Origin of the sequence: Stenotrophomonas sp. YAU14A_MKIMI4_1, assembly GCF_003086855.1 — a bacterium.
Lineage (GTDB): Bacteria > Pseudomonadota > Gammaproteobacteria > Xanthomonadales > Xanthomonadaceae > Stenotrophomonas.
The window spans coordinates 529,238-553,816 of record NZ_CP025998.1; the positions used below are offsets into that span (position 1 = coordinate 529,238).

General features: G+C 68.1%; 26 protein-coding genes. 16 read left to right on the top strand and 10 right to left on the bottom strand.

The features are described from left to right. Positions 1-6 precede the first annotated feature (6 nt). Positions 7-177, top strand: a complete 171-nt coding sequence (locus tag C1931_RS20400) for a hypothetical protein (RefSeq protein WP_199912398.1) — start codon at positions 7-9, stop codon at positions 175-177. A 49-nt stretch (positions 178-226) separates the two neighbouring features. On the opposite strand, the gene C1931_RS02305 is transcribed toward C1931_RS20400, so the two are convergent. Then, the gene (locus C1931_RS02305; protein ID WP_159095441.1) at positions 227-916 is read right to left on the bottom strand and encodes a hypothetical protein; all 690 of its coding nucleotides are present in this window, start codon (positions 914-916) and stop codon (positions 227-229) included. 126 nt (positions 917-1,042) lie between these two features. Here C1931_RS02305 and C1931_RS02310 point away from each other — a divergent pair, with 126 nt between their 5' ends. Genes C1931_RS02310 through C1931_RS02325 form a run of 4 tightly spaced genes read left to right on the top strand, consistent with a single transcriptional unit; the run spans position 1,043 to position 3,895 of the window. Continuing rightward, positions 1,043-1,678 carry a hypothetical protein gene (locus C1931_RS02310; RefSeq protein WP_108755269.1) on the top strand — a complete coding sequence of 212 codons (636 nt, stop codon included), beginning with the start codon at positions 1,043-1,045 and terminating at the stop codon, positions 1,676-1,678. Between the two features lie 55 nt (positions 1,679-1,733). After that, entirely contained in the window at positions 1,734-2,279 is a 546-nt protein-coding gene (locus C1931_RS02315; RefSeq protein ID WP_234412865.1) for an RNA 2'-phosphotransferase, read from the top strand. Continuing rightward, entirely contained in the window at positions 2,276-2,893 is a 618-nt protein-coding gene (locus C1931_RS02320) for a hypothetical protein (protein ID WP_108755271.1), read from the top strand. The genes C1931_RS02315 and C1931_RS02320 overlap by 4 nt, the downstream gene beginning before the upstream one ends. A gap of 33 nt (positions 2,894-2,926) precedes the next feature. After that, on the top strand, positions 2,927-3,895 hold the full coding sequence (locus C1931_RS02325) for a polysaccharide deacetylase family protein (protein WP_108755272.1): 969 nt from the start codon (positions 2,927-2,929) through the stop codon (positions 3,893-3,895). A gap of 3 nt (positions 3,896-3,898) precedes the next feature. Here C1931_RS02325 and C1931_RS02330 read toward each other — a convergent pair whose 3' ends face one another. The 3 genes from C1931_RS02330 to C1931_RS02340 all read right to left on the bottom strand — a co-directional run bounded on the left by C1931_RS02330 (position 3,899) and on the right by C1931_RS02340 (position 5,655). Next, positions 3,899-4,741 (bottom strand): MnmC family methyltransferase, encoded by an 843-nt coding sequence (locus C1931_RS02330; RefSeq protein ID WP_108755273.1) that lies wholly within the window; start codon positions 4,739-4,741, stop codon positions 3,899-3,901. An 85-nt stretch (positions 4,742-4,826) separates the two neighbouring features. Continuing rightward, positions 4,827-5,174, bottom strand: a complete 348-nt coding sequence (locus C1931_RS02335; RefSeq protein ID WP_108755274.1) for a hypothetical protein — start codon at positions 5,172-5,174, stop codon at positions 4,827-4,829. A 67-nt stretch (positions 5,175-5,241) separates the two neighbouring features. Further along, positions 5,242-5,655 carry a hypothetical protein gene (locus C1931_RS02340; protein WP_108755275.1) on the bottom strand — a complete coding sequence of 138 codons (414 nt, stop codon included), beginning with the start codon at positions 5,653-5,655 and terminating at the stop codon, positions 5,242-5,244. Positions 5,656-5,743: 88 nt separating this feature from the next. Between C1931_RS02340 and C1931_RS02345 the strand changes: the two genes are divergently transcribed. Beyond that, positions 5,744-6,019, top strand: a complete 276-nt coding sequence (locus tag C1931_RS02345) for a hypothetical protein (RefSeq protein ID WP_108755276.1) — start codon at positions 5,744-5,746, stop codon at positions 6,017-6,019. A gap of 72 nt (positions 6,020-6,091) precedes the next feature. Here C1931_RS02345 and dmeF read toward each other — a convergent pair whose 3' ends face one another. Beyond that, a complete protein-coding gene (dmeF, locus tag C1931_RS02350; protein ID WP_108757625.1) occupies positions 6,092-7,075 on the bottom strand; it encodes a CDF family Co(II)/Ni(II) efflux transporter DmeF in 984 nt (327 codons plus the stop codon). 48 nt (positions 7,076-7,123) lie between these two features. Here dmeF and C1931_RS02355 point away from each other — a divergent pair, with 48 nt between their 5' ends. Then, positions 7,124-7,408, top strand: a complete 285-nt coding sequence (locus tag C1931_RS02355; RefSeq protein WP_108748337.1) for a metal-sensing transcriptional repressor — start codon at positions 7,124-7,126, stop codon at positions 7,406-7,408. An 85-nt stretch (positions 7,409-7,493) separates the two neighbouring features. Further along, positions 7,494-8,819, top strand: a complete 1,326-nt coding sequence (locus C1931_RS02360) for a GTP-binding protein (RefSeq protein WP_108755277.1) — start codon at positions 7,494-7,496, stop codon at positions 8,817-8,819. Between the two features lie 252 nt (positions 8,820-9,071). Here the strand turns inward: C1931_RS02360 and C1931_RS02365 are convergent, their stop codons facing one another. Then, on the bottom strand, positions 9,072-10,688 hold the full coding sequence (locus C1931_RS02365) for an ATP-binding cassette domain-containing protein (protein ID WP_108755278.1): 1,617 nt from the start codon (positions 10,686-10,688) through the stop codon (positions 9,072-9,074). Between the two features lie 361 nt (positions 10,689-11,049). Further along, positions 11,050-11,949, bottom strand: coding sequence for a LysR family transcriptional regulator (locus C1931_RS02370; protein ID WP_108755279.1), 900 nt, complete (start codon positions 11,947-11,949; stop codon positions 11,050-11,052). 151 nt (positions 11,950-12,100) lie between these two features. Here C1931_RS02370 and C1931_RS02375 point away from each other — a divergent pair, with 151 nt between their 5' ends. Beyond that, entirely contained in the window at positions 12,101-13,279 is a 1,179-nt protein-coding gene (locus C1931_RS02375; RefSeq protein ID WP_108755280.1) for a serine hydrolase domain-containing protein, read from the top strand. Further along, positions 13,276-14,289 (top strand): MFS transporter, encoded by a 1,014-nt coding sequence (locus C1931_RS02380; protein WP_108755281.1) that lies wholly within the window; start codon positions 13,276-13,278, stop codon positions 14,287-14,289. Before C1931_RS02375 ends, C1931_RS02380 begins: the two co-directional genes overlap by 4 nt. A gap of 3 nt (positions 14,290-14,292) precedes the next feature. Here C1931_RS02380 and C1931_RS02385 read toward each other — a convergent pair whose 3' ends face one another. Continuing rightward, positions 14,293-15,912, bottom strand: a complete 1,620-nt coding sequence (locus tag C1931_RS02385; RefSeq protein WP_108755282.1) for an EAL domain-containing protein — start codon at positions 15,910-15,912, stop codon at positions 14,293-14,295. A 231-nt stretch (positions 15,913-16,143) separates the two neighbouring features. Here C1931_RS02385 and cycA point away from each other — a divergent pair, with 231 nt between their 5' ends. Together cycA and C1931_RS02395 are read left to right on the top strand one after the other, a co-directional pair. Further along, the gene (gene cycA / locus C1931_RS02390) at positions 16,144-17,517 is read left to right on the top strand and encodes a D-serine/D-alanine/glycine transporter (RefSeq protein WP_108755283.1); all 1,374 of its coding nucleotides are present in this window, start codon (positions 16,144-16,146) and stop codon (positions 17,515-17,517) included. A gap of 87 nt (positions 17,518-17,604) precedes the next feature. Continuing rightward, on the top strand, positions 17,605-18,381 hold the full coding sequence (locus C1931_RS02395) for a lytic transglycosylase domain-containing protein (protein WP_108755284.1): 777 nt from the start codon (positions 17,605-17,607) through the stop codon (positions 18,379-18,381). Positions 18,382-18,387: 6 nt separating this feature from the next. Here the strand turns inward: C1931_RS02395 and C1931_RS02400 are convergent, their stop codons facing one another. Next, a complete protein-coding gene (locus C1931_RS02400; protein ID WP_108755285.1) occupies positions 18,388-19,881 on the bottom strand; it encodes a hypothetical protein in 1,494 nt (497 codons plus the stop codon). Positions 19,882-20,032: 151 nt separating this feature from the next. On the opposite strand from C1931_RS02400, the gene C1931_RS02405 reads away from it, so the two are divergent. Next, positions 20,033-22,114 carry an NHL repeat-containing protein gene (locus tag C1931_RS02405; RefSeq protein ID WP_108755286.1) on the top strand — a complete coding sequence of 694 codons (2,082 nt, stop codon included), beginning with the start codon at positions 20,033-20,035 and terminating at the stop codon, positions 22,112-22,114. Here C1931_RS02405 and C1931_RS02410 read toward each other — a convergent pair. Beyond that, the gene (locus C1931_RS02410; protein WP_108755287.1) at positions 22,092-22,496 is read right to left on the bottom strand and encodes a YciI family protein; all 405 of its coding nucleotides are present in this window, start codon (positions 22,494-22,496) and stop codon (positions 22,092-22,094) included. The two genes, C1931_RS02405 and C1931_RS02410, sit on opposite strands and share 23 nt — an antisense overlap. 702 nt (positions 22,497-23,198) lie before the next feature. Here C1931_RS02410 and C1931_RS02415 point away from each other — a divergent pair. The 3 genes from C1931_RS02415 (at position 23,199) to C1931_RS02425 (ending at position 24,545) form a co-directional block, all read left to right on the top strand. Continuing rightward, a complete protein-coding gene (locus tag C1931_RS02415) occupies positions 23,199-23,612 on the top strand; it encodes a YciI family protein (RefSeq protein WP_108755288.1) in 414 nt (137 codons plus the stop codon). 69 nt (positions 23,613-23,681) lie between these two features. Continuing rightward, on the top strand, positions 23,682-24,101 hold the full coding sequence (locus C1931_RS02420) for a VOC family protein (protein WP_108748350.1): 420 nt from the start codon (positions 23,682-23,684) through the stop codon (positions 24,099-24,101). 33 nt (positions 24,102-24,134) lie between these two features. Continuing rightward, the gene (locus tag C1931_RS02425) at positions 24,135-24,545 is read left to right on the top strand and encodes a VOC family protein (RefSeq protein WP_108755289.1); all 411 of its coding nucleotides are present in this window, start codon (positions 24,135-24,137) and stop codon (positions 24,543-24,545) included. The last annotated feature ends 34 nt before the right edge of the window (positions 24,546-24,579 follow it).

The following is a 24,579-nucleotide window of genomic DNA, read 5'->3' on the forward strand; positions in this document are numbered from 1 at the left end:
GCCGCCATGGCCAGCCCCCGCACCCCGCCCTGGAAGAAGCCCAACCCGAAGGGCCAGAAGAAGCAGCCGCTGTCGCAGGCGCAGAAAGACGCCGCGCGGCAGCGGGCCGAGGAGAACGGCCGCCGCTATCCGAACCTGGTGGACAACATGTGGGCGGCGAAGCTTCCGCGCGGTTGAGGTGGCGTGCCCACTGCACCTTGCACAGCGAAGCCACGCAGTAGCCGACTTACTGCGCTACGCGCGGTCCCCAGGCATGCCAGCCGATTTCCCGCCACGGCGCCACCGTGCGCTCTGAAATCTGCACGGCCGGCGCGTCAGTCGGGGTGAGGGTGGCCAGTGCTGCACGCAGGCGCTCGGCCTGTACCGGCTGGCCCGTGGCAATCTGCAGGCGGTTGCCGTGGCGGCGTACCTGCACGGCAATCACCGCGTGGGAATCAAACGGTGGTCCGTAGCGGCCGCGCTGGTAGCGCATGCTGACCGGTCGCACCGCCTGCATCAGCACGGGGGTCCAGGCCTGCAGCAGCGCATCCTGTTGCCCTTCGTCGATGGCAACGTCGATGATCGTGGACGGGTAACCCACGGCACTTTCCACCATGACCTGGAAGCGTGCGCCCTCCGGTGTCAGCGCAGCCGCGCCAAACGCCGCAAGAATGACCACGGCCACGGTGATCCAGAGCCAGTGTCGCGGTGCCTGCGGCGGCACCTGGAAGTGTGTCAGGTTCGGCCTGCGTCGACGCAGGCGGCGGTAGCGGCGCTTTGCGGCTGGGCTGTCCAGCAGACTCTCGGCAGGCAGCGCAATCTGCTGCGCCGGGCGCTTGGCCAGGCGCGCGTTTATCCAGCGCGACGCAAACAGCGCGACCAGGCCACCCAGCAGCAGCGGGCCCACCAAGCGAACGAACAGATACAGCCCCAGCATCGGCATCCCTCCTGTGCAGGACGCACATGATGGCGGAGATCCGCGCCGATGTCGCATCTGCCAGCCGACAGCATTGGTGCGCTTGGCTAGGATGCGCCTTCTTCGAAGCAACCACGCAGGTGGCCGATGACCGCTTTCTTCGGCCGTGTTTTCGGGCCCGGCTTGATGCTGTTGCTGTTGCAGTGCGTGTCGCTGCTGGCGGTGGGGCTGGAGGTGGGCTACTTCCATCACCGCGTTGCATTGCTGCTGGAGCCGTTGTCACCAGCCTGCGGGGGCGAGGATGCCACCGAGCGCATGCGCGTAGCCGAACATCTTCTGGCCCGCGCCAACGCGCTGGATGACTGGGACCCGCTGGCCTGGGTGCCGGCCACCACGCTGCTGCTGGCATTGGCCGGCGCACTGGCGGCTTCGGTGGAACAGTGGCGGCGCAGCAGTCCAGCGTGCCGCGTCAGCGCCGGCCGCCTGGTAGCGCTGCAGGTTGGCGCGCTTGCCCTGGGCGGTACGATGCTGCACGCCTTCGACCGGGTCTGGCAGGCCTATATCACGCTGCTGCCCGCGGCCTGCATGACCGACGCGCTGGTGCGCGAGGACACCTCGCTTGCGGCATCGATGGGCTGGACCTTCCAGGTGTTCGACGCCGCGCGGGTGATGCCGCCGCACGCGCCGGATGTCATGGCCATCGTGCTGATCGGTCAGCTGCTGGCGTCGTTGGCCGTGGGCATCTGGCTGTGGCGGCAGCCCGCGGCGTCGCTTGTGGCATGACATCCTGCCAAGGTCGGGGTTTGCATCGCATGGTCGGCTGCGGCACGCTATGCACATGGACAAGGACGTTTCTCTGATCCGGGCCAGCAAGTTCCTGAGCCTGGTATTGCGGCATGAGCCGCAGAAGATTGGCCTGCAGCTCGATGCGCAGGGGTGGGCCGACATTGCCGACCTACTGCAACGGCTGGCCGAACACGGGCACGCGCTCGATCGCGCGGACCTGCAGCGGCTGGTGCAGACCAACGACAAACAGCGCTTCGCGCTCAGTGAAGACGGCCTGCGCATCCGCGCCAGCCAGGGGCATTCGATTGCGGTGGACCTGGGGCTGCAGCCGCTGGAACCACCGCCGTGGCTGTACCACGGCACCGTGCCGCGCTTCCTGGAAGCCATCGCCACGCAGGGGCTGCGGCCGGGCGAGCGCCAGCACGTACACCTGTCGCTGGACCGACAGACCGCGCAGCAGGTGGGTTCGCGCCGTGGCGCGCCGGTCATCCTGAGCGTGGATGCCGGCCGCATGCATGCAGAGGGCCATCGCTTCTACCGCTCGGCCAATGGCGTATGGCTGACCGACCACGTGCCACCCAAGTACATCGCCGGATGAAGCCTTCGGCACTGACGACCGGGCGAGGCGCCGGGCTGTTCGTGCTGCCGGTGCTGGCGCTGCTGGCGCTGGCCTTGGCCGAGGCCGGCCTGCACCTGCGCGTGCAGTACGTGCTGGCGCCTGCCGCCGGGGCTTGTGCCCATCCCGATCTGGCCGCGCGTACGGCAGTGATGATGGCGATGCTGGAACGCGCGCAGGCGCTGCAGATCTGGCAGGCGTTGCGCTGGTTGCCGATTGCCGGGGTGCTGCTGGCCCTGCTGTCTGCGCTGTGGGCGGGGCTGTCGGCACTGCGCGGCGCCACGGGCCACGTGTGGCGAATCGCCACCACCTATGTGCTGCTGCAGGCCGGCGCGCTGGGCCTGGCCGCGTGGACCCTGTTCCGGCAGGAGCGTGCGTGGGCCAGCGTGAAGCAGCTTGCGCCGGTGGTGTGCGCGCTGGATTCCAGTGATCCGTCGGTACCGGTGGCACAGAACCCGCAGCTGGCCTTCGATCTGTTCCTGGGGCGCAGTGCCGCGCTGCTGCACAACCCAGGGCAGTTGGCGATGGTGTTGGCCGCCGTGCTGCTGGTGGGCGTGGTGCTGGGGCTGTGGTTGTGGCGGGGCGCGCGCAGGTAGAGTGGCGGTTCCTGCCCGAACAAGGATGGATGGATGCGTTCGTTGCTGCGTGCCGTACCGTTGTTGCTGCTTTCGCTGGTGGCCCACGCTGCCGAGGTGGACCGCCGCATTGCGGTCACCATCGACGACCTGCCGTGGGCGCGGGTGGATGAGATCGTGCCGGCCGATCTGCAGCAGCGCCATGCTGCACTGATGGCGCAGCTTCACCAGGCCAACGTGCCGGTGGTCGGCTTCGTGAATGAGAACAAGCTGGAAGTGGATGGCCAGGTTCAGCCGCAGCGCGTGCAGATGCTGCGCGACTGGCGCGATGCCGGTTACGAACTGGGCAACCACACCTATTCGCACATGGATTTGAATGCCAAGGGCGTGGCGGCCTTCCAGCAGGATTTCCTGCGCGGCGAGCAGACGCTGCGGCCGCTGCTGGCCGAGCGCGGCCAGGTGCCGCAGTGGATGCGCCATCCCTACCTGCGCGCAGGGCGCACCGCCGAAGAGCGGGCGCAGATGGATGTGTTCTTCCAGCAGCATGGCTACCGCGTTGCGCCGGTGACCGTGGACAACGGCGAATGGGTGTGGGCGTTTGCCTATGCCAACGTGATGAACGAGCAGGCCGATTCAGCGGCGCGCGAGGCCCTGCTGCAGCGCCTGCGGCGCGGCTACGTGCCGTACATGTTGAACAAGGTGGATTATTACGAACGGCAATCGCAGGCGCTGCTGGGCTACGCGTTGCCGCAGGTGTGGCTGATGCATGCCAACGAGCTCAATGCAGCCACCTTCGCCGAGCTGGTGTCCGCCACCCAGCGGCGGGGCTATCGCTTCGTGTCGCTGCAGGAGGCGCTGCAGGACCCGGCCTACGCGCGCGGGGCCGAAGGCTACAACGGCCGCTACGGCCCCAGTTGGCTGCACCGCTGGGCCATGGCCGAGAACAAGCCCAAGGACTTCTTCGCCGGTGAACCGGTAGTGCCGCAGTGGGTGAAACAGTTGGCGAAGGTGAATTACGAGTGAGCGTCAGCGGCGCACGGCCAGCACGCCATCCAGCGCCAGCTCGGCCTTGAAGCCGGCCTTTTCCAGGCGTTTGGCCACTTCACGCGGCACATCGCGGCCGCTGGTGAGCTTGTTCGGCGCGCCGGTGTAATGGAACAGCCGGCCGCCCTTGCGGATGACGCGGGCCAGGTGGTCGTAGAACACCTGCGAATACAGTTCGCCGGCAATACCGAAACGCGGCGGATCGTGCAGGATGGCATCGACGCTGTTGCTGGCCACCTGTTCGATCTGCTGCGAGACGTCGCCGTGGCTGAATTGCAGGCGCCCGCCTGCGGCGGCCGATTCCGGGTCGGGCGACCACGGGTTCAGCGTGCGCAGCCACATCACGTCGGCATTCTTTTCGAACGAACGGATCTGGCCGACACCGGCTTCCAGCGCACAGGCGGCGAAGTAGCCCAACCCGCCGCAGGTATCCAGGATGACCTTGCCGGCCGGCGCCACCAGTTCCACCTTGCGCCGCGCATCTTCGAAGGGCGATAGCTTGGAGGTCGGCAGCATCTTGATGCCGTCGATCTCGAAGGTCGGCGCGCCCCATTCGGTGGGCACCAGCTTGATGAGCGAACCGCTGTAGCGGGAAATGGGCGCGAACTCCTCGCCATCCCAGTAGTACAGGGTGCGGTCCTTCAGCTTGCCCGGCCAGGGGTAGTGCTGGCCGCGGCACTGGAAGCCCTCTGCATCCAGAGTGACGGTTTCCTCGCTGCGGCCCAGGTCCAGCGAGCCCTGCCAGTCGCCCGCGCCCTTGTCGTGCGCGCGCTGCAGCGCCTGCGCGCTGTCGCGGGTGAGCAGGGGGCCGGAGTAATGGGGCACGGGCGGTACCGGGGGCAGGTGGGGGAGGGCATGGTACCTGACCGGCCGTGAGTGCGCGGCGGCCGGGCACCCGCCTACGCTGGCGCTAGGGTGGTTGCGTGGCGGGCCGCGTACGGACCGACGTGCAGGAGAAGCCGTGGGTGGTCGCCTCACCGCCCAACCAGGACGTTCCGTCGCCGGCCACCATGCCGTTTCTCGCACAGGCGCGCTGGTGCGCTGCACGGGTGGCGTCTGGCTGGCGATCAAGTTCGTAGCGCATTCGGCCATCCTCCTCCAGCACCCAGTGCACGGTCACGCGCTCGCTCGCGTCCCCGTCGATCGGCCAATCGATCGTGCGCAGTACCAGCGTTTCACCTTCGGCAGTGGTGAGTATCTGATCGAAGGCGCCCTGCGTGGCGGGCGTTGCGGCGGCGAGCAGAAGACTGAGCAGCATGGGGGTGCCCCGGCAAAGCTTCAGCCTGGGGCGGGTTGCGCGGCCGCGCCATCAGAAACCTTGCAGATTACTCACACTTCACCGGATACACGGGCCCGGCGCCGATCAGCAGCAGGGCCATGTAGTCGCTGTCGCGGGCCTTGGCTTTCAGCGTGGCGCCGTCCTTTGCGTGGAACAGGCCAAAACCGCCGGCATTGCGGATCAGGGCACTGTCGATCTGCTGGACATCGTCGGGGAAGTACTTGCCGATGTCGCTGCGGCTGGCCTTGTGCAGCGCGTTCGGTTCACGCTGCCAGCTGCCATTGCGCTCGAAGGAGACGAAGTACTGGCCGCCCTCCTTGTCGATGCGGAACTCGGCGGCGCGGCGCGTGCTGGTCGCGAAGCAGCCCAGCAAGGGATCGCTGGAGAACGGCAGGTGGGTGTCGCCGCTGCAGGCGGCGAGCATCAGGGCACCGGGCAGCAGCAGGTGGAGCGTGCGCATGGGATGTCCCCACAGGGCAGGTGCGGCTAGTGTAGGCAGCAGCCGGGCGCGGCCCGTGCAGATAATCGGCAAGAACGAGGGAGCAGCGATGGCACAGGGCAGGGCACCGTGGTGTGGTCTGGCGAGCTGGCTGGGGCTGGTGGCCGGCTGGGGCGCGGGTTGGCTGGCGGCATGGGCGTTCGGCGTGAGCGCGCCCGTGGCGGGGCTGGCGGTGGCCGTGCTGGCATCGGTGCTGGTGGGCGGCGGGTTTGCCGTGGCCGCGCGCGTGCGCGGTGAGCGCCATGCGTGGCTGGGAATTGGCGGCGCAGCGCTGAGCGCGTTGCCGCTGGCGGCGTATCTGTTGCGGATGATGCTGAAACTCTAGGCTTTTCGTAGAGTCGAGCTTGCTCGACTGCCCTGCACGGAAACAGTCGAGCAAGCTCGACTCTACGGTGCGCTACGCGGTGCGGTGGATTTCCAGGGTGATGTGTACCAGCTCCTCGTGCACGCCCAAGGCTGCGCGCAGGGTGTCGGCGTCCAGGGCGGCATCGTGGGTGACCACGCTGGCGGCCACCGCGTACTTGCCACGCCCCACCTGCCAGACATGCAGGTCGGCCAGCCGCGCCTGCCACGGCCCCTGTTCGATGACCTCGCGCACTTCCGCCACCACCGGTGCATCCATCTGCGCATCCAGCAGGATGCGTCCACTATCCCGCAGCAGGCCGATGGCCCACACGGTCACCAGCACTGCGCCCACCAGGCCCATCACCGGGTCCAGCCACGCTACGCCCCACAGCTTGCCGCCCAGCAGGGCGACGATGGCCAGCACCGAGGTGGCCGCGTCGGCCAGCACGTGGATGTAGGCCGAGCGCAGGTTCAGGTCGTGCCCGTGCGCGTGGTCATGACCGTGATCGTGATCGTGATCGTGATCGTGGTGATGCGCATGTTCGTGGCCGTGACCATGGTGATGGTGGGCATGGCCCGGGCTGTCATGCAGCCACCACGCGCACAGCAGGTTCACGCCCAGGCCCACGGCAGCGATGGCAATGGCTTCGTCGTAGTGGATGGGCGCCGGTACCCACAGCCGCTGCAGCGATTGCACCGCCATCAGGGCGGCCACGCCCAGCAGGGCGATGGCACTGGTGTAGCCGGCCAGGATCTCGATCTTCCAGGTGCCGAAGGCGAAGCGCGGGTCGTGGGCATAGCGGCGCGCACAGCGGTACGCGAACACCGACAGGCCCAACGCCAGCGCATGTGAACTCATATGCCATCCATCGGCCAGTACCGCCATGGAGTTGAACCACCAGCCGCCGACGATTTCCACCAGCATCATGCCGACGGTCAGCCACAGGGCGCGGCGGGTGTTGCGTTCGGCCAGCGGGTTGCCGTCGTCGAAGCGATGGTCGTGGCGGCGTGCGGCGGCGAGGGCGTCCAGTTGCATGGCGGTGGGGGTCTTCATGGATACCCCCATAGGGTATATGATTCGCGCATGGCACATGTACACACACAGCGGAAACAGTTGCTGGCCCGGGTGCGCCGTATCGGCGGCCAGGTGGCGGCGTTGGAGCAGGCCCTGGATCGACCCGAGGGAGAGCCCGGCGATTGCGCCGGCGTGCTGGTGCAGGTGGCGGCCGTGCGCGGCGCCGCCCACGGCCTGCTGATGGAACTGCTGCACGAGCACCTGCAGGAACACGTGGTGGCCGCTGAAGACCCGCAGCAGCGCGCCGCCGAGGCCGAGGTGCTGGTGGAACTGCTGCGCCGCTACGGCAAGTAGCGCCGGGCCATGCGCGGAGGCGGCACTGTGGGTGGACCCGGAAATGTTATACAGTAACATTTCCATCCGCAACCTCCCGCCCCGCATGAACCCTGTTTCCCGCGCCGACCGCCGCCTGCCGGTCACCGTCCTGTCCGGCTTCCTGGGCGCTGGCAAGACCACTCTGCTCAACCAGATCCTGCGCAACCGCGAGGGCCTGCGGGTGGCGGTGATCGTGAACGACATGAGCGAGGTCAACATCGATGCGCAGCTGGTGCGCGACGGTGGGGCCGCGCTGCGCCGTACTGAAGAAACGCTGGTGGAATTCAGCAACGGCTGCATCTGCTGCACCCTGCGCGACGATCTGCTGCAGGAAGTGCGGCGCCTGGCCGACAGCGGTCGCTATGATTACCTGCTGATCGAATCGACCGGCATCGGCGAACCCATGCCGGTGGCGGCCACCTTCGCCGTGCGCGATGAACACGGCTTCAGCCTGGGCGACATCGCGCGCCTGGATACGATGGTGACCGTGGTGGATGGCAGCGCCTTCCTGGCCGACTTCGGTTCCACCCTGCGCCTGGCCGAGCGCGGCCAGCAGGCCGGGCCGGACGATGACCGCGGCGTGGTGGACCTGCTGTGCGAGCAGGTGGAATTTGCCGATGTGATCGTGGTCAGCAAGGTGGACCAGACCGACGATGACGTGCTGCAGGACACGCTGGCCGTGCTGCGCGGCTTGAACCGCGAGGCGACGCTGCTGCTGTCGCGCTTCGGCGATGTGCCGTTGACCGAACTGCTGGATACCGGCCGCTTCGATTTCGAGCGTGCGCAGCAGGCACCCGGCTGGGTGAAGGAGCTGCGTGGCGAGCACACGCCGGAAACCGAGGAATACGGCATCGGCAGCTTCGTCTACCGCTCGCGCCGGCCATTCCATCCGGGCCGCTTCGCACGCGCGCTGCAGCAGGGCATGCCGGGGGTGATCCGCAGCAAGGGCTGGTTCTGGCTGGCCAACCGCATGGACTGGGTGGGCGAACTGAGCAGCGTAGGGGCGGCTACCCGTACCCAGGCGGCCGGGTTCTGGTATGCGGCGCGCGAGCGTGTGCGTGCAGGCGACGAAGACACCACGCCGCTGCTGCCGCCCACGCCGCTGCCGTACAGCGACCTGGGCTGGGCGCGGCAGCAGGCCGATTGCTGGAGCGCACCGCTGCCTGGCGTAGAGGCGTTTGCGGATGACGCAGAGCATGCGGCCATGGCGCGGCTGTGGCACCCGCTATGGGGTGACCGCCGGCAGGAGCTGGTGGTGATTGGCGTGCACATGGACGAACGCGCGGTGCGCGCCACCTTGGATGCCTGCCTGTTGAACGATCAGGAACTGCGGGCCGGGCCGCTGCTGTGGCAGCAGTTGCCGCAGGCCTTTCCGGTGTGGAAGCGTTGAAGCAACAGCATCCACGCGTGGCGTGGATCTACTGGAATCCCGTGCCCATTCGGACGGGTAGATCCACGCCATGCGTGGATGATGGCCGCGCGGGAGTAGATCCACGCCATGCGTGGATGACGGCCGTGCGGGAGTAGATCCACGCCATGCGTGGATGATGGCCGTGCGGGAGTAGATCCACGCCATGCGTGGATGACGTTGGCGTCGGTGGGGTCAGAGCCCTTTTGCGTTGCAAAAGGGATCTGACCCCATCTACGACCCCGTCTGTGGGTCGCGCCACTGCCAGCCATCGGCGCTTACCTGCAGTATCTGCGTGGGCTGCAGTGCCTGCAGCAGATGTGCGTCGTGGCTGACCATCATCAATGCGCCTGGCCATGCAGCCAGCAGCGATTCCAGCGCGTCCAGCGCGGCCAGGTCCAGTGCGTTGCCGGGTTCGTCCAGCAGCAGGACCTGCGGCGCGGGATCGGCGTACAGCACGCTGGCCAGGGCGCCCTTCACCCGCTCGCCATCGCTCAGGCTGCTGGCCGGACGCTGGATACGCTGGGCATCCAGGCCCAGCAGGGCCAGGCGCGTGCGTAGCTCTGCCGGGTCCGCACCGGCGTTGGCGGCCTGCACGGTCTGCAGGATGCTGCGATCACCGGCCAGCCCCAGCAGCTGCTGGTCCAGCAGCGCGACCGGTGCGTGCCGCTGCACCTGACCGGCGCGCGTCGCCAGCTGTCCCGCCAGCACACGCAGCAAGGTGGATTTACCGGTGCCGTTGTCGCCTACCACGGCGATGCGCTCGCCGCGGCGCAGCGACAGCTGCAGCGGCGCGGTGCATCCATGCGGCAGCACGAGATCCTGTGCCTGCAGCAGGCGCGCGCTGCCACGTTCGCTTGCGCCAGCAAACAGGGCCAGTTCGGGAGCCGCCTGCACGCCTGCCGCTGCCGTGCGCAGCTGGTCGGCGCTGGCCTGCAGGCGCGCCTCCTGGACCTGCCGCGCGCGGCCCAGGCTGGCTTCGGCACGCTGCTTCTGCCCGCCCAGCAGGATGGGGGCCTGGTTGGCCTGCCTGGCATCGCGTGCGCCACGGGCCTGACGCTGCTGTTGGCGTTCGTGCTGTTCGCGTGCGCTGCGCTGTTGCTGGCGATGCTGCGCGCGGGCATGGTCCAGCGCCGCGGCCGCCGCTTCGCGCTCGGCGACACGCGCCTGGGCATAGTGCTGCCACGGTCCGCTGTAGCGGTGCAGACCCTGCGCATCCAGTTCCACGATCTGCTGCATGTGGCCCAGCAGATCGCGGTCATGGCTGATGACCAGCAGGCCGCCACGCCACTGCTGCAGCTGCGCCTGCAGCTGGCGGCGATGCTGGGCGTCCAGATGGTTGCTGGGCTCGTCCAGGATCAGCCAGTCGGCGTCGCTGGCCCACGCACCGGACAGTGCGACGCGCATGGCCTGGCCGCCACTGAGCCGCGCGGCCGGCTGGCCGACGTGCAGATCATCGGGCAGGCCCATCGATTGCCATTGCTGCTGCAGGCGTTCGCGCAGGTCCCAGCGGTCGCCCACGCAGGCGAAATCCTGCTCATCAATGCTGCCGGCTTCGATACAGGCCAGGGCGGCCAGCACTTCTCCGACGCCTGCCAGTTCGCCCACGGTGCCGCGTGGCGGGTAGCCGGGCGTGGGCAGCAGGAACACACGCCCGCTGCTGCGGATCTGGCCGCTGTCGGGCGCTAACTGGCCGGCGAGCAGGCGCGCCAGCACGCTCTTGCCCACGCCATTGCCGCCCACCAGCCCGGTGGCCAGCGGTTCGAAGGAAAAGGACAGATTGGAAAACAACGGACGGCCATCGGCCAACCGATACGACACGCGATCAAGCGTGAGGGAATGCGAAGTCATGCGACCTCCAAGCAATGCCATGTCTCCCCTGCGCGCAGGGGCGGGAAGAGTCAGGCCGTCCGGTTTGCAGACGGCGGCATTACTGGCGCATTGGTCGCGAGCCTCTGGGGGGAATGAAACCGGAGTATAGCGGTACTGCCTGAACGGTAGAGTCGAGCTTGCTCGACTGCTTTGCGCAGAGCAGTCGAGCAAGCTCGACTCTACGGGGAAGCAAAGCGCAGTCGAGCAAGCTCGACTCTACGGGGAAGCAAAGCGCAGTCGAGCAAGCTCGACTCTACGGGGAAGCAAAGCGCAGTCGAGCAAGCTCGACTCTACGGGGAAGCGAAGAGCAGTCGAGCAAGCTCGACTCTACAAAGAGCGGTTACGGTACGGTTTCCAGGCGGGCGCTGACGAAGTCGATGAAGGCGCGCAGCTTGGGCAATACGTGGCGGCCGGACGGCCACAGCAGGTGGAAGATGCCGCAGGAATGCACGTGCTCGTCGAGCACGGTGACCAGGCGACCGTCGGCCAGCGCATGGCGCACGGAGTGCACGGGCACGAAGGCCAGCCCGCCATCGCGCAGCGCGATGGCCACGCGCGCTTCAATGGTGTTGGCCACCATGGCCACCGGAAGTTCCTGCGCCAATTCGCCGTCGGGCCACTGCACTGGCCACGCTTCCAGCTTGCCGGTGCTGGGAAAGCGATAGTGCAGCAGGCGGTGCTGCAGCATGTCCGCGGGCGTGCGCGGTACACCGTGGCGTTGCAGGTACGCTGGCGAGGCCACCACGCGGCGCGGGAATATGCCCAGGCGCCGTGCGTTCATGCGTGAATCGCTGGGCTCGCCCACGCGCAGCACCGCATCGAAGCCTTCTTCGATCACATCCACCAGGCGGTCGCTGAAATCCAGTTCCAGGCGGATATCCGGGTAGGCGGCCATGAAGTCGGCCAGCAGCGGCAGGGTCAGGTCGCCGACCAGCGGCAGGCTGATGCGCAGGGTGCCGCTGGGCGAGGCGCTCTGCTGGGCCAGTTCGGTACGGGCGGCATCGCGTTCGTGCAGGATCCGCCGGCAGCGCGCCAGGAACAACTGGCCTTCGGCGGTGAGGGTGATGCTGCGCGTGCTGCGATGGAACAGGCGCACGCCCAGCGCGTGTTCCAGCCGGGCCACGCATTTGCCCGCCGCCGATGCGGAAATGCCCTGCAGGCGACCGGTTTCCACGAAGCTGCGGGTTTCAGCGGCATGGATGAAGGTCTGCAGGTTGGCCAGGTTGTCGAGCACGGACATGGCGGGCGTTCCGGGGGCATGGCGGTAGTGTGGGTCCGCCCATGGTGCCGATTGCGGACCGGGCAGTCCACGATGTAGGGAGCGTGACGTGGGTTTTTCCCGCGGGTGGCGGGCTCTAACGTGGCGGCCCTCCCACCCAAGGATTGCCGTGATGAATGCACGACCCACGCTGGCGCCGGACCCGGTGCTTCCTTCCGTGCAGCGGGTGCTGCAGCAGGCCCACCCCGGCCAGATCGTGGGGGCGGTGGTGCTGGTGCGCCAGCACGGTGCGTGGCGCCACGCCAGCGCCAGCGGGTTGGCCGACTGGGAACAGGGGCTGCCCATGCAGCGCGACCAGCTGTTCCGCTTGGCGTCGGTCAGCAAGCTGCTGCTGACCGTGGTGGTGCTGCGCCTGGTGCAGCAGGGCCTGCTGGATCTGGATGTGCCGGTGCAGCGCTGGCTGCCGCAGTTCCGCCCGGCCCTGCCAAGCGGTGAAACGCCGGACATCAGCCTGCGCCAGCTGCTGAGCCACAGCAGCGGACTGGGCTACCGCTTCCTGGAAGCCGACGCGCAGGGGCCTTATGCGCGGGCGGGGGTGAGCGATGGCATGGATGCCAGCCCGATCACCCTGGCCGAGAACGTGCGGCGTATTGGCCAGGTGCCGCTGCAGTTCGCCCCCGGTACGCAATGGCTGTATTCGCTGGGCGTGGACGTGGCCGGTGCCGTGGCCGAGGCCGCCACCGGGCAGCGCCTGCAGGCATTGTTCGAGCAGCATCTGGCGCGGCCATTGGGGCTGCGTGATACCGGTTTTTCCACCGCCGAAGGGCAACGCCTGGCCGTGCCCTATGTGGATGATCTGCCGCAGCCGCACCGGCTGGGCGAAGGCGAGACAGTGCCGGTCTACGCCGATACGGTGGGCATTGCCTACAGCCCGGCGCGCGCCACCGATGCCACGCGTTTTCCTTCGGCCGGCGCGGGCCTGGTGGGCAGCGCCGACGATCTGATGGCGGTGCTGGAGGCGCTGCGCGATGTCGATCATTCGCAGCTGCTGGCGCCGGCGTTGGCCGCGCAGATGGTCAGCCTGCAGGTCGGCCGTGCCGGGCCTCCCGATCCGGCAGGTTGGGGCTTCGGTCTGGGCGCGGCGGTGTTGTTTGACCCCGCTGCCGCCGTTACGCCGCAGGCCATGGGCACCTGGCGCTGGGGCGGTGCTTACGGCCACAGTTGGTTTGTCGATCCGCAGCGGGGCCTGAGCGCGGTGGCGCTGACCAACACGCTGTATGCCGGCATGCACGGGCCGTTCGTGGATGCGCTGCGCGATGCGATCTATGCCGACCTGGACGGTGCGCGATGAGCGGCCATGCAGCGGCAGACGCCTTGCCCGCAGGCTCGGCAACGCGCCTGCCGTGGCCGGCGCTGCTGGCACTGGCCGGCGGCGGCTTCATCACCCTGTTGACCGAAACCCTGCCGGCCGGTGTGCTGCGCCCGATTGGAACCAGCCTGGGCGTGAGCGATGCGGCGGCCGGCCAGTTGGTGAGCGTGTACGCGCTGGGGTCGCTGCTGGCGGCCCTGCCGATGACCGCGCTGACCCAGCGACTGCCGCGCCGCCCGCTGCTGCTGGCGGCCATTGCCGGCTTCGTTCTGGTGAACACACTGACCGCGCTCAGCAGCAGCTACCCGCTGATTCTGGTTGCGCGCTTCCTGGCCGGTGTGTGCGCGGGCCTGCTGTGGTCGCTGGTGGCCGGCTATGCCGCGCGCATGGTGGTGCCGTCGCTGCAGGGCCGGGCCATCGCCGTGGCCATGGTGGGGTCACCGCTGGCGCTGTCGCTGGGCGTGCCCGCGGGCACGTTGCTGGGGCAACAGATCGGCTGGCGCTGGGTGTTCGCGCTGATGAGTGTGCTGGCCGTGGCCCTGCTGGCCCACGCCGGCGCCTGGCTGGACCGCCTGCTGCTGGTGTTCGGCGTATCGGCCATCGCCGGCATTGCGGTGGCCGCGTGGGGTGTGGACCAGCATCTGCGGGCCCTGGTCTGGGCGGCGGTGCTGGGCTTTGCCGCCGCCGCGCTGGCCCTGCTGCTGTGGCCGGGCAGGCCGCAGGTGCTGCTGCTGGCAACGGCGCTGTGGGGGCTGGCGTTCGGCGCGGTACCGGCGTTGTTCCAGACCGCGCTGGCGCGCCGCGCCGGTGCCGCCGCCGATCTTGCCCAGTCGATGCTGGTGACCGGCTGGAACCTGGCCATTGCCGCCGGTGGCGTGGCCGGTGGACTGCTGCTGCAGACCGGCGGTGCGCAGCAGCTGGCGTGGCTGCCGCTGGGCCTGCTGCTGGTGTGCGGGGCCTGGCTGCTGGCCCGGCCGCGGGCCTGGGGCTGACGGTCAGGTATCGGAGAATTCGCGCTCGATCGGCACGCTGCGCGGATTCTGCATGTGCTCGCGCGCGGCACCGTACTGCTGCTGGCGCCGGTGGTGGAAGGCCACGAATTCATCGCGTGGCAACGGCCGCGAGAACAGCCAACCCTGGCCGAACTGCACATGCTGGCTGTGCAGGTAGGCCAGCTGTGCCTCGGTTTCCACGCCTTCGGCGACCACCCACAGGCCCAGTTCGCGGGCCATTTCGATGATGTGCGGGGTGACCGGCGTGGTGGCGCTTTCGGTGCCGATCGCATCGATGAAGGACTTGTCGATCTTCAGCGCATCCAGGGGCAACTGTTCCAGGTACTGCAGGCTGGAATAGCCGACGCCGAAATCATCGATGGCGATGCTGTGGCCGGCCCGGCGTGCGGCGGCCATCATGGTGCGGGCACGGTCGATATCCAGGAAGCCGCGTTCGGTGGCTTCCAGCCAGATCTGCTGCGGCAGGATGCCGCTGCCGGCCATGCGTGCAGACACTACCTTCAGTGCACGGCCACTGCTGATGTCATCCGGTGCAAGGTTGATGGCGATGTGTGCGCTGCGGTCGGACACCAGCAGCTCGCGCATGTCCTTCACTACGTTTTCGATCACCACATCGGTCAGTGCCTGGATCAGGCCGTGTTCCTCGGCCAGCGGGATGAAGATATCCGGGCGCACCTGGGTGCCGTCGGGATGCTGCCAGCGCACCAGTGCTTCGGCACCCACGCAGATGCCGGTATCCAGCTCGATGATGGGCTGGTAGTGCAGGTACAGTTCGCGGCGGCGGATGGCGGTGGCCAGTTCACCGCGCATGGACAGGCGGCGCTGCGACAGCCATACCACCAGGCCCACGCCCAGGGCGGCCAGCAGCAGGCCCACCGGCACGAACAGCCAGGCCTGCTGGCGGAAGGTGGCCGCCAGGGCGGTGCGCGGCGCGGTGGCGATGGCCAGCCATTGTTCACTGCGCGCGCTGGCATACAGCGTTTCGTCGTCCAGGCCTTCGCCCGGGTCGCGCAGCAGCTTCAGCAGCAGGGTCTGGTCAATGCCGCTCTGGCGGGTCAGCAGGCGCCCATCCGGACTGGCCAGGGCCAGGCGCACATCGGGGTCGGCGATGATGCCGACGAAGTGGCGTGGGTCCACCAGTACATCGTAGGAACCGTACAGCACGGCCAGCACCTTGCGCCCGCCGGTGGCGGCCGGGCGGATATCCACGGCGATGCCGGCGCCATCACTGGTGACATGGTCGGCAGCGGGCTGTGCCACGTTGCCTTCGAAGGCGCCCCACGAGGTGCAGCGCAGCCGGCCGCCTTCGAAGTAGCCCATCTGGTCGATGGATGGCGTGGTCATCACCAGGGTCTGCATGCGCCGGACGTGCTCGCTGCTGCACGGGGCCATCGCACTGGCTTCGGCGGATTTGAGTGCAGCCAGTGCTTCCTGGTAGGACAGGTCGGCCCGCCGCAGGGTGCGTTCGGCAATGCCATGCAGCCGCTTCTGCTCCACGTCCACGGCGCTGTGCCAGGTGGCATAGACCATGGCGGCAATGGGCACGATGGCGGCCAGCAGGGCCGCGAAGACGCCGAGGATGATGACCCGCAGGCGGTTCATGGCCGGTACTCCGGGCGGGCGGGCAGGGCTGCGGGCATGGCGACCGATCCTTGGGCGGATGCCCTATCTGAGCATGTTGGCCGCCTGTGCGGAATGGGGCAGGACCGATAATCCGTCACATTGTGGCAATTGCGACAACCGATGACGGCAGCGATCCGGCTGAGACTGGCGCTCCGGGCCGCACAGGTCTACCTTCGGGGGCTTCACCCGCCCCTTCCAGCGCCCCCTTCCATGACCGAACCCGCCGCACCCCCGGAGCACCTGCGCCGCAGCCTGTCCAACCGCCACCTGCAACTGATCGCCATCGGCGGTGCCATCGGCACCGGCCTGTTCATGGGGTCGGGCAAGACCATCAGCCTGGCGGGCCCGTCCATCATCTTCGTCTACCTGATCATCGGCGCGATGCTGTTCTTCGTGATGCGGGCGATGGGCGAGCTGCTGCTGTCCAATCTGAACTACAAGTCCTTCATCGATTTTTCCACCGATCTGCTGGGCCCATGGGCCGGCTTCTTCTGCGGCTGGACGTACTGGTTCTGCTGGATCGTGACCGCCATTGCCGATGTGATCGCGATCGCCGCCTATGCGCAGTTCTGGTTCCCGGAACTGGCCGCATGGATACCAGCGCTGCTGTGCGTGCTGCTGTTGCTGGGGCTGAACCTGGTGACGGTGAAGCTGTTCGGCGAAATGGAATTCTGGTTCGCGCTGATCAAGATCGTGGCCATCTGCGCGCTGATCATCACTGGCGCCGGACTGGTGGCCTGGGGCTTCACCTCGCCCAGCGGCCACACCGCCTCGCTGTCGAACCTGTGCAATGACGGCGGCATGTTCCCGATGGGGCTGGTCGGCTTCTTCGCCGGCTTCCAGATCGCGGTGTTCGCCTTCGTTGGCATCGAACTGGTGGGCACCACCGCCGCGGAAACCGCCAACCCGGAGCGCAACCTGCCCAAGGCGATCAATTCCATCCCGGTGCGCATCATCATCTTCTATGTGCTGGCGCTGATCGCGATCATGGCGGTGACGCCGTGGCGCCAGGTGGTGCCGGACAAGAGCCCGTTCGTGCAGCTGTTCGTGCTGGCCGGCATTCCCGCCGCCGCCAGCCTGATCAACTTCGTGGTGCTGACCTCGGCCACCTCGTCGGCCAACAGCGGCATTTTCTCTACCAGCCGCATGCTGTACGGCCTGGCTGAAGAAGGGCACGCGCCGCGCGGGCTTTCCAAGCTGTCGCGCGCGGCGGTGCCGGCCCGTGGGTTGCTGTTCTCGTGCCTGTGCCTGCTGGGCGGCACGCTGCTGATCTACCTGATTCCCAACCTGGTGACCGCCTTTACCCTGGTGACCACGCTGGCCACCGTGCTGTTCATCTTCGTCTGGTCGCTGATCCTGGTGGCCTACATGGTCTACCGCCGCCGCTACCCGGAACGGCATGCGGCATCGATCTTCAAGATGCCCGGCGGCGTGGCCATGTGCTGGGCCTGTCTGCTGTTCTTCGCGGCCGTGCTGGTGCTGTTGAGCCTGCAGGCCGACACCCGCCAGGCGCTGCTGGCCAGCCCGGCGTGGTTCGTGCTGCTGGGCGCAGGGTATTGGCTGCGCCGCAGAGCGGTGACGTGATTTGCGGGGTCGGATCCCGTTGCGTGGCAACGGGCTCTGACCCCATTCACCCGGATTTAGCGGGCGCGGCCGGATCATCCGGCCGCCATGTTGCCCTGCCGTGCCGCCGTTGCGCTGTCGCTCCTGCTGGGCCTGTGGCCTGGCCACGCTGGCGCGCGCACGGTGTACCGCTGCGTGCAGGGCAACACGGTCAGCCTGGCCACCGCGCCCGAGCCGGGCTCGCGCTGTACGGCAAAACAGATTGACGACAACGCGGTGCAGGCGCCCAACCTGTGGGGCAACATGGGGGTGTTCAGCGGCGTGCTGTACGAGCGCGAGCAGGACGGCACCCTGGTCTATTCCACCCGCAACCTGCCCGGATCGCGGGTGTACCTGAAATTCACCGTGGCCACGCCGCCGGGCGAGCCGGCCCATGAAGGCCTGGGCAAGGTTGGCGCGCCGCAGCTGGCCCCACATGCAACACAGTTCAAGGCAGCAGCCAAGGCCACCGGCGTGGACGACGCTTGGCTGCGTGCGATCGCCCATGCCGAAAGCAACTTCGATGCGCTTGCCGTCTCGCGCAAGGGCGCGCAGGGCGTGATGCAGCTGATGCCTGAAACCGCGGTGGAGTACGGCGTGCGCGATCCCTTTTCGGCGCAGCAATCGATCGACGGCGGCGCGCGCTACATGCGCAGCCTGCTGCGCCGCTACAACGGCGACCGCCCATTGGCGGCGGCAGCCTACAACGCCGGCATCGGTGCGGTGGCCCGCTACAACGGCGTGCCGCCGTATGCCGAAACCCTGGCCTACGTGGAGAAGGTGATGGCGCTGTACGCGCGCTACCGCCAGGCGATGGGCATCCGTAGCGAAGTGCCGGCGAAGTAGAGTGGTTCAGCGCGAAGACGCGTTTCCATACAGCGCGTAGCGCTCCACCCGGCCTACCTTGGCAATGGCCGCGCGCACATCGGCACGCTGCTTCAGCTGCCGCCAGCGTGCATCGATCTGCACTTCGGTGGGCAGCGACGGGTAGACGCGCATGTCCTGCAGGTCCAGCAGGGCTTCGTTGCGGTCATCGGGTGATTGCAGCTGGCCGATCAGCGCAGCGGCTGCACCGTCCAGGTCGCCTTCTTCCAGCAGCATTTCCCGGTGGAAGGTGCGTGCCGTGTCGCGGTTGCGTACCAGGGTGGCCCGCGCGCTGGCTTCGGCGGCGGCGTCGCCACGCTTGCGTGCGGCAAGGAAGCCCACCAGCGCCTGCGCCGATTCGCCATAGGGACTCAGGTCCTCCAGCCGCGCCAGCACCGACACGGCCTCGTCCAGCTGGTCGGTGGCAGCCAGCATGAAGGCCAGGTTGATGATGTGGTCGACATGGTCCGGCCCGCGTGAACCCACCTTCTCGGCCAGCCGAGCCGTGGCCACGGAATCGTCCAGGCGATCCAGCCGACGCAGCGCGATCATCCGGTTGCTCAGCAGCCAGGCCAGCCATTGCGCCTCGGGGCCATTGGGCAGGTTGCCTTCGGCCACGAATCCGGCGATGCCGTCGCTGAACTGCACGACCTGCTCGTTCTCGCCCAGCATCAACTGGGTGGAACTGAAATCGACCAGCGCGGCGTCCAGGCTGCGATCGAGCAGGCTGGAAACACGCAGCTCGTCCAGGTACTGGCGCGCTGCGCGCTCCGGGTCATAACGAGGGTCATTGCGATCCACGTAGCGGTCGAAGCGTTTGTCGCTGCGCAGGGTGATCAGTTCCAGCGGTGTCCGCACGCGTTCAAGCGTGGCCGCTACATTCCGGCCCGAATCGGTGTCGATCTGCAGGCTGGCCAGCAGCACCCAGAAGGCGCCTGGCTCCAGTCCATCACTTTTCCAGCCGTTGTCGAACAGGGCCTTGAGCACCTCGCGCCGGCGCGCAGGCTGGTCGCGCAGCGTGTACTGCAGGAAGCTGACCACCTGGGTATCGAATTCGAGCGGCTCGCGCGCATGCGCCGTGGCCTGCAGCAGATGGGTGACGGCCAGCTCGTTCTGGTCTTCGCTCAGGTCGACCGACACCAGCGGCATCAAGGCCTCTACGTCGCCCGGGTCGATCGCCAGCGCCATCTGCAGGTAGCGGCGGGCCAGAGGGTTGTCATGCTGCAGGTACGCGGTCACGCCGCCAACCCGCGCGCCCTCGGCACGCGCTTCGGGTGAGAGCGTGGCCAACTGCGGATCGTCGATCAGTTTTTCGAATTCGACCATCGCGCCGAGCGTATTGCCGCTGGTGGCGGTGGTCTGCGCGTTCTCCCAGCGCTGCTGGAACGTGGTGGCGGCGGTGCTGTCGGCAGCCCCCGCAGCAAAAGGCGCAGCCAGCAGGACGGCGGACAGCGCAAGCGGCAGCAGGCGGGCAGGGGACATGGCGGTTCCATCCTTGGCGTGAGCGCTGATTGAAACCCGCCGCGCGGCTGGCGGCAAGCAAGGGCCGGGTAGCCGGCGCTGCAGGTGGTGGCACAACGACAGTGCAGCGACTATCGTCGTGGGCTGAAATCGGCAGGGATGACGCGTAGCGATGGCACAGCGGCAGTGGTGGGTGGTGGGCGTGGTGGTGGTGACCGCAGCGGCGTTGGCCGCCACCTGGTGGCCTGATCGGGCCACCGAGGTATCCGCACCCGCTGGGCCGCAACCCACGCCCCTGGCCTGGACGGCGCAGATCGAAACGCTGGCCGGCGATGGCCATCCCGGCAATCGTGATGGCGCGGCCGCGCAGGCGCGCTTCGCTGATCCCTACGCAGTGGTGCGCACGGCGCAGGGCGCGGTGTACTTCACCGACGCCGGCGACAACAACCGTATCCGCCGCTGGTGGCCCGATGGCCGCGTGCAGACCGTGGCCGGGCAGGGCGAGGGGCGCGTGGACGGCCCGGCGCTGCAGGCCAGCTTCCACACGCCTTCGGGCATTGCCGCCGATGCGCAGGGCAACCTGTACGTGGCCGACACCGGCAACCACGCGATCCGGCGCATTTCTGCCGACGGGCAGGTGACCACGCTGGCCGGCGGCGAGCAGGGGTATGCCGATGGACCCGCCGCACAGGCGCGCTTCGATGGGCCGATGGGCATCGCCGTGGATGCGCAGGGCCAGGTGTTCGTGGCCGATACCTGGAACGACCGCATCCGCGTGATCGGCACCGATGGCCAGGTGCGGACCCTGGCCGGTGGCGACCGCCCGGGGTTCACCGATGCGATCGGCGGCGAGGCGCGGTTCGATACCCCGGTGGCGCTGGCCTTCGATGCGCATGGCGCGCTGCTGGTGGCCGATCTGTTCAACAACGCAGTGCGCCGCGTGGGCGCCGACGGCACGGTCAGTACGGTGGTGAGGAGCGGCGGGGTGATGAACGCCCCGCTGTCGTTGGCCACGACCCACGATGGCGTGCTGTACGTAGGCGACCTCGATGGGCGCGTGCTGCAGATCACCCCGCAGGGCCACCAGATCGCGCTGCTGGGTAACGACCGCCTGCCCCGCCTGGCGCGCCCCAGTGGTCTGGCCGTAGATGCCGATGGCAGCGTGCTGGTGGCTGATTCGACTGCCTACCGCCTGCATCGCCTGCGCCCGCTGCCGGTGGGCGAGCTTCCTGCACCGGCCCTGGTGGGTCCGGCCGCCGATGCCGGGTTGCCCGATACGGGCGGACGCTGGCCGCTGGCACCGCAGGACGGCTGGCACGAAGTGGTGGGCACGCTGGGCGAGGTACGTGGCAACTTCAAGGGTGAGAGCCGCCACCACCTGCACGGCGGTTTCGATGTGCGTGGCGATGTGGGGCAGACCGTGCTGGCCATTGCCGAGGGCAAGATCAGCAGCCCGATCGCCGCCTGGAGCCTGGGCGGGCAGGGCGAAGGCCTGGCGGTGGATCGCCTGAAGTACATCCACATGCGTGTGGGCCGCACACCGCGCGGTGAACCCTTCGATGCACGCTGGCAGCCGCTGTACGCCGACGATGGAACGCTGGAGCGCATCCGCGTGCGTCGTGGCACGCGCATCCACGTGGGGGATCGACTGGGCAGCATCAACAGCCAGGCGCACGTGCACCTGGCGCTGGGCACCGGTGGTTTCGAGACCAATGCGGTGGCACTGGGCTTCCACAACTACGCCGACCACTTCGCCCCGCGCATCACCGACGTGGCCCTGCTGGACGACAACGACCAACCCATGGCGCCGGGCAGCGATGGCGTGGTGATGGTGGCGCGGCAGGGGCGTGGCGTGCAGATCGTGGTGGAGGCGTGGGACCAGGTGGACAACAACCTGCCACGCCGCCGGCTGGGGCCGTACCAGGTGGGTTACCAGATCCTGGATGGCAACGGCCAGGCGTTGCAGGGCTACGAGCAGCCGCGCTGGAACATCGTGTTCAACCGCATGCCGCCGCAGAACCTGGCGGCGAAGGTGGCCTATGCGCCGGACAGCGGCATTACCGTGCACGGCAGCGCGGTTACCCGCTTCCGCTACCTGGTGACCAACACCGTGCGCGATGGCCTGATGGAAACCGGGCGCTGGCAGCCGGCGGCGCTGCCGCCGGGCGAGTACATCGTGCGTGCCAGTGCGCGTGACTACAGTGGCAACGAAGGCGTTGGCCGGCGCGAGGTCAGGGTGCGGCTGCTGCCGTAGCGGCAGGCGCGCCGCAGCGTTCGCGTTCGGCGTCCATGTCTTCCAGCGGCCGCACTTCGATGCTGCCGAAGCGTGCCCAGGGGAAGTCGCGGGCGATGGCCATGGCCTCGTCGCGGTTGCGCGCCACGATCAGGTTGAACCCGGCCAGCAGTTCGCGGGTTTCGGCGAAGGGGCCATCAAGCACGCGGCTGTGGCCGTCGCGCACGCGCAGGGTCTGTGCGGTGTCCACCGGCTGCAGTTTCTGTGCGGCCAGCAGGGTGCCTTCGGCCTGCAGCTGGTCGGCGTGGGCCAGGCAGTCGCGCATCAGCGCGTTGAACTCTTCGCTGGGCAGGGCCTGCAGCAGGGCGGGCTCGATGTAGATCAGGAGCAGGTACTGCTGCATGGGGTGGTCCTGGCGTGGCGGGCGGGGTGACCATGATGGCGCAGGTCTGCGCGGAATCATGCTGCAGCGCGAGAGGCGCGCCTTCGGCGGGGAGCGGCGAACGGCGGAGCCCCTCCGTGGTGGGCATTTTTGGGGGAGCGCTGGCTGGGCCGGTGGGGGTGGGGCCGCGGGACACGCCGTGAATCCATCCATGGAGGCTCGTAGGCGCCATCCATGGCGCCTGCGGTCCCGCGTCCCCACCCCCACCGACCTCGGACAGGTTCACGCGGCTGACCCACCACGGGAAATCACAAGCAAAAGCGAAAAGCGGGTCGCTTCGCTCCAGGGCCGGCACCGCGCGCAGACCGCCTTTGCTTTTGCTTCTGCCTTTTTCTCTTGATCTACCGTAGTGGGTCAGTCGCGTGAACCTGTCTGGGGCCGGGCGGGTGGGGTTGGCGGGGTATCCGCGCCATGGATGGCGCGGCTAAGCCTCCACGGACGGATTCACGGCGTCCCCGCCAGCCCCACCCGCCCGGCCCTCTCGCAGAAAGCCCAGCTTTCCGCGACCAAGCACCCCACCACGGAGGGGCTCCGCCGTTCGCCGACCCCCGCCGAAGGCGCGCGCTCCGCGGGAAAAATAATTTCCAGGAACCTGTCGATCCCCGTCCTCCTCGTTCGTTGTAAGAGTGAAGGGCGCGCCACTGCCGCCCACGGGAGACCGACATGAAAGTGATGGTGATCGTCAAAGCCAGCGCCGATTCCGAAACCGGGCGCATGCCCAGCGAAGCGGAACTTACCGCCATGGGCGCCTACAACGAACAACTGGTCGCCGCCGGCATCATGCTCGCCGGCGAAGGCCTGCACGCCACCGCCCGCGGCCATCGCATTCAGTTCGGTGAGGACGCACCCACCGTGCAGTCCGGCCCGTTCGGCCCGGCCGAGCACCAGATCGCCGGCTTCTGGCTGTGGGAAGTGCGGTCGCTGGACGAAGCCATCGAGTGGGCGCGGCGCGCACCGTTCAAGCCCGGTGATGCGCTGGAACTGCGCCCGCTGATCACCGCCGAGGACTTCGGCGAGGCTTTCACCCCCGAATTACAGCAACAGGAACAGCGTCTGCGGAACCAGATCGACGCTTGAGCCCGCCGTAGTGCCATCGCCGGGTACGCCCCGGCACCCACGCCCCCGCCTTCCCAATGGAGCAATGCCATGAAACTGATTCCCTTCCTTGGCTTCAGCGGCCAGACCCACGATGCCATGGCGTTCTACGCCAAGGCGCTGGGCGGCCAGGTCACGTCGGAAATGAAGTACCGCGACATGCCGCCGTCCGATGAGCCCGGTTGCAGCGAAATGCCGCCGGAAACGCTGGACCACGTGGCGCACAGCCAGCTGGAAATCGGTGCGGCGATCCTGATGGCCGCCGATGGTCCCGGCGGCGAGGGTGGCAGCGCCACCACCATCAACGTGGACGTGGACAGCATCGAGGAGGCCGAACGCGTGTTCGCCGCGCTGGCCGAAGGTGGCCAGGTGCAGATGCCGATTGCCGAAACCTTCTGGGCGCACCGCTGGGGCATGTTGATCGACCGCTTCGGCAAGCCGTGGATGGTCAACTGCATGAAGCAGCCGTAACCGGCCCTCTCTTCAACCCAAGGAAAGCAGACCATGAGTGCAGCGCAACCGCAGATGATCTTCGTCAACCTGCCCGTGCAGGATCTGGAGGCGTCCAAGGCGTTCTTCAGCGCCCTGGGCTACCAGTTCAATCCCGCGTTCACCGACGAGAACGCGGCCTGCATGGTCATCAGCGAGAGCATCTTCGTGATGCTGCTGGTGAAGCCGTTCTTCCAGCAGTTCACCACCAAGGCCATTGCCGATGCACAGGCCAGCACCGAGGTGATCACCTGCCTGTCGGCGGACAGCCGCAAGGCGGTGGATACGCTGGTGGACAAGGCGCTGGCGGCCGGTGCCCGCGAACCGCAGCCGGCGCGCGATTACGGCTTCATGTACCAGCGTGGCTTCCAGGACCTGGATGGCCATCTGTGGGAGATCGCGCACATGGACGGTGAACCGGGGTGAGCGGCACGCTTGTGGGGCCCGGCCGTTGATGCTG

Excerpts from the sequence above, each read along its gene's own strand:
- C1931_RS20400 (WP_199912398.1), top strand. The coding sequence starts at position 7 with ATGGCCAGCCCCCGCACCCCGCCCTGGAAGAAGCCCAACCCGAAGGGC.
- C1931_RS02305 (WP_159095441.1), bottom strand. The coding sequence starts at position 916 with ATGCTGGGGCTGTATCTGTTCGTTCGCTTGGTGGGCCCGCTGCTGCTG.
- C1931_RS02310 (WP_108755269.1), top strand. The coding sequence starts at position 1,043 with ATGACCGCTTTCTTCGGCCGTGTTTTCGGGCCCGGCTTGATGCTGTTG.
- C1931_RS02315 (WP_234412865.1), top strand. The coding sequence starts at position 1,734 with ATGGACAAGGACGTTTCTCTGATCCGGGCCAGCAAGTTCCTGAGCCTG.
- C1931_RS02320 (WP_108755271.1), top strand. The coding sequence starts at position 2,276 with ATGAAGCCTTCGGCACTGACGACCGGGCGAGGCGCCGGGCTGTTCGTG.
- C1931_RS02325 (WP_108755272.1), top strand. The coding sequence starts at position 2,927 with ATGCGTTCGTTGCTGCGTGCCGTACCGTTGTTGCTGCTTTCGCTGGTG.
- C1931_RS02335 (WP_108755274.1), bottom strand. The coding sequence starts at position 5,174 with ATGCTGCTCAGTCTTCTGCTCGCCGCCGCAACGCCCGCCACGCAGGGC.
- C1931_RS02340 (WP_108755275.1), bottom strand. The coding sequence starts at position 5,655 with ATGCGCACGCTCCACCTGCTGCTGCCCGGTGCCCTGATGCTCGCCGCC.
- C1931_RS02345 (WP_108755276.1), top strand. The coding sequence starts at position 5,744 with ATGGCACAGGGCAGGGCACCGTGGTGTGGTCTGGCGAGCTGGCTGGGG.
- dmeF (WP_108757625.1), bottom strand. The coding sequence starts at position 7,075 with ATGCAACTGGACGCCCTCGCCGCCGCACGCCGCCACGACCATCGCTTC.
- C1931_RS02355 (WP_108748337.1), top strand. The coding sequence starts at position 7,124 with ATGGCACATGTACACACACAGCGGAAACAGTTGCTGGCCCGGGTGCGC.
- C1931_RS02360 (WP_108755277.1), top strand. The coding sequence starts at position 7,494 with ATGAACCCTGTTTCCCGCGCCGACCGCCGCCTGCCGGTCACCGTCCTG.
- C1931_RS02365 (WP_108755278.1), bottom strand. The coding sequence starts at position 10,688 with ATGACTTCGCATTCCCTCACGCTTGATCGCGTGTCGTATCGGTTGGCC.
- C1931_RS02370 (WP_108755279.1), bottom strand. The coding sequence starts at position 11,949 with ATGTCCGTGCTCGACAACCTGGCCAACCTGCAGACCTTCATCCATGCC.
- C1931_RS02375 (WP_108755280.1), top strand. The coding sequence starts at position 12,101 with ATGAATGCACGACCCACGCTGGCGCCGGACCCGGTGCTTCCTTCCGTG.
- C1931_RS02380 (WP_108755281.1), top strand. The coding sequence starts at position 13,276 with ATGAGCGGCCATGCAGCGGCAGACGCCTTGCCCGCAGGCTCGGCAACG.
- C1931_RS02385 (WP_108755282.1), bottom strand. The coding sequence starts at position 15,912 with ATGAACCGCCTGCGGGTCATCATCCTCGGCGTCTTCGCGGCCCTGCTG.
- cycA (WP_108755283.1), top strand. The coding sequence starts at position 16,144 with ATGACCGAACCCGCCGCACCCCCGGAGCACCTGCGCCGCAGCCTGTCC.
- C1931_RS02395 (WP_108755284.1), top strand. The coding sequence starts at position 17,605 with ATGTTGCCCTGCCGTGCCGCCGTTGCGCTGTCGCTCCTGCTGGGCCTG.
- C1931_RS02400 (WP_108755285.1), bottom strand. The coding sequence starts at position 19,881 with ATGTCCCCTGCCCGCCTGCTGCCGCTTGCGCTGTCCGCCGTCCTGCTG.
- C1931_RS02405 (WP_108755286.1), top strand. The coding sequence starts at position 20,033 with ATGGCACAGCGGCAGTGGTGGGTGGTGGGCGTGGTGGTGGTGACCGCA.
- C1931_RS02410 (WP_108755287.1), bottom strand. The coding sequence starts at position 22,496 with ATGCAGCAGTACCTGCTCCTGATCTACATCGAGCCCGCCCTGCTGCAG.
- C1931_RS02415 (WP_108755288.1), top strand. The coding sequence starts at position 23,199 with ATGAAAGTGATGGTGATCGTCAAAGCCAGCGCCGATTCCGAAACCGGG.
- C1931_RS02420 (WP_108748350.1), top strand. The coding sequence starts at position 23,682 with ATGAAACTGATTCCCTTCCTTGGCTTCAGCGGCCAGACCCACGATGCC.
- C1931_RS02425 (WP_108755289.1), top strand. The coding sequence starts at position 24,135 with ATGAGTGCAGCGCAACCGCAGATGATCTTCGTCAACCTGCCCGTGCAG.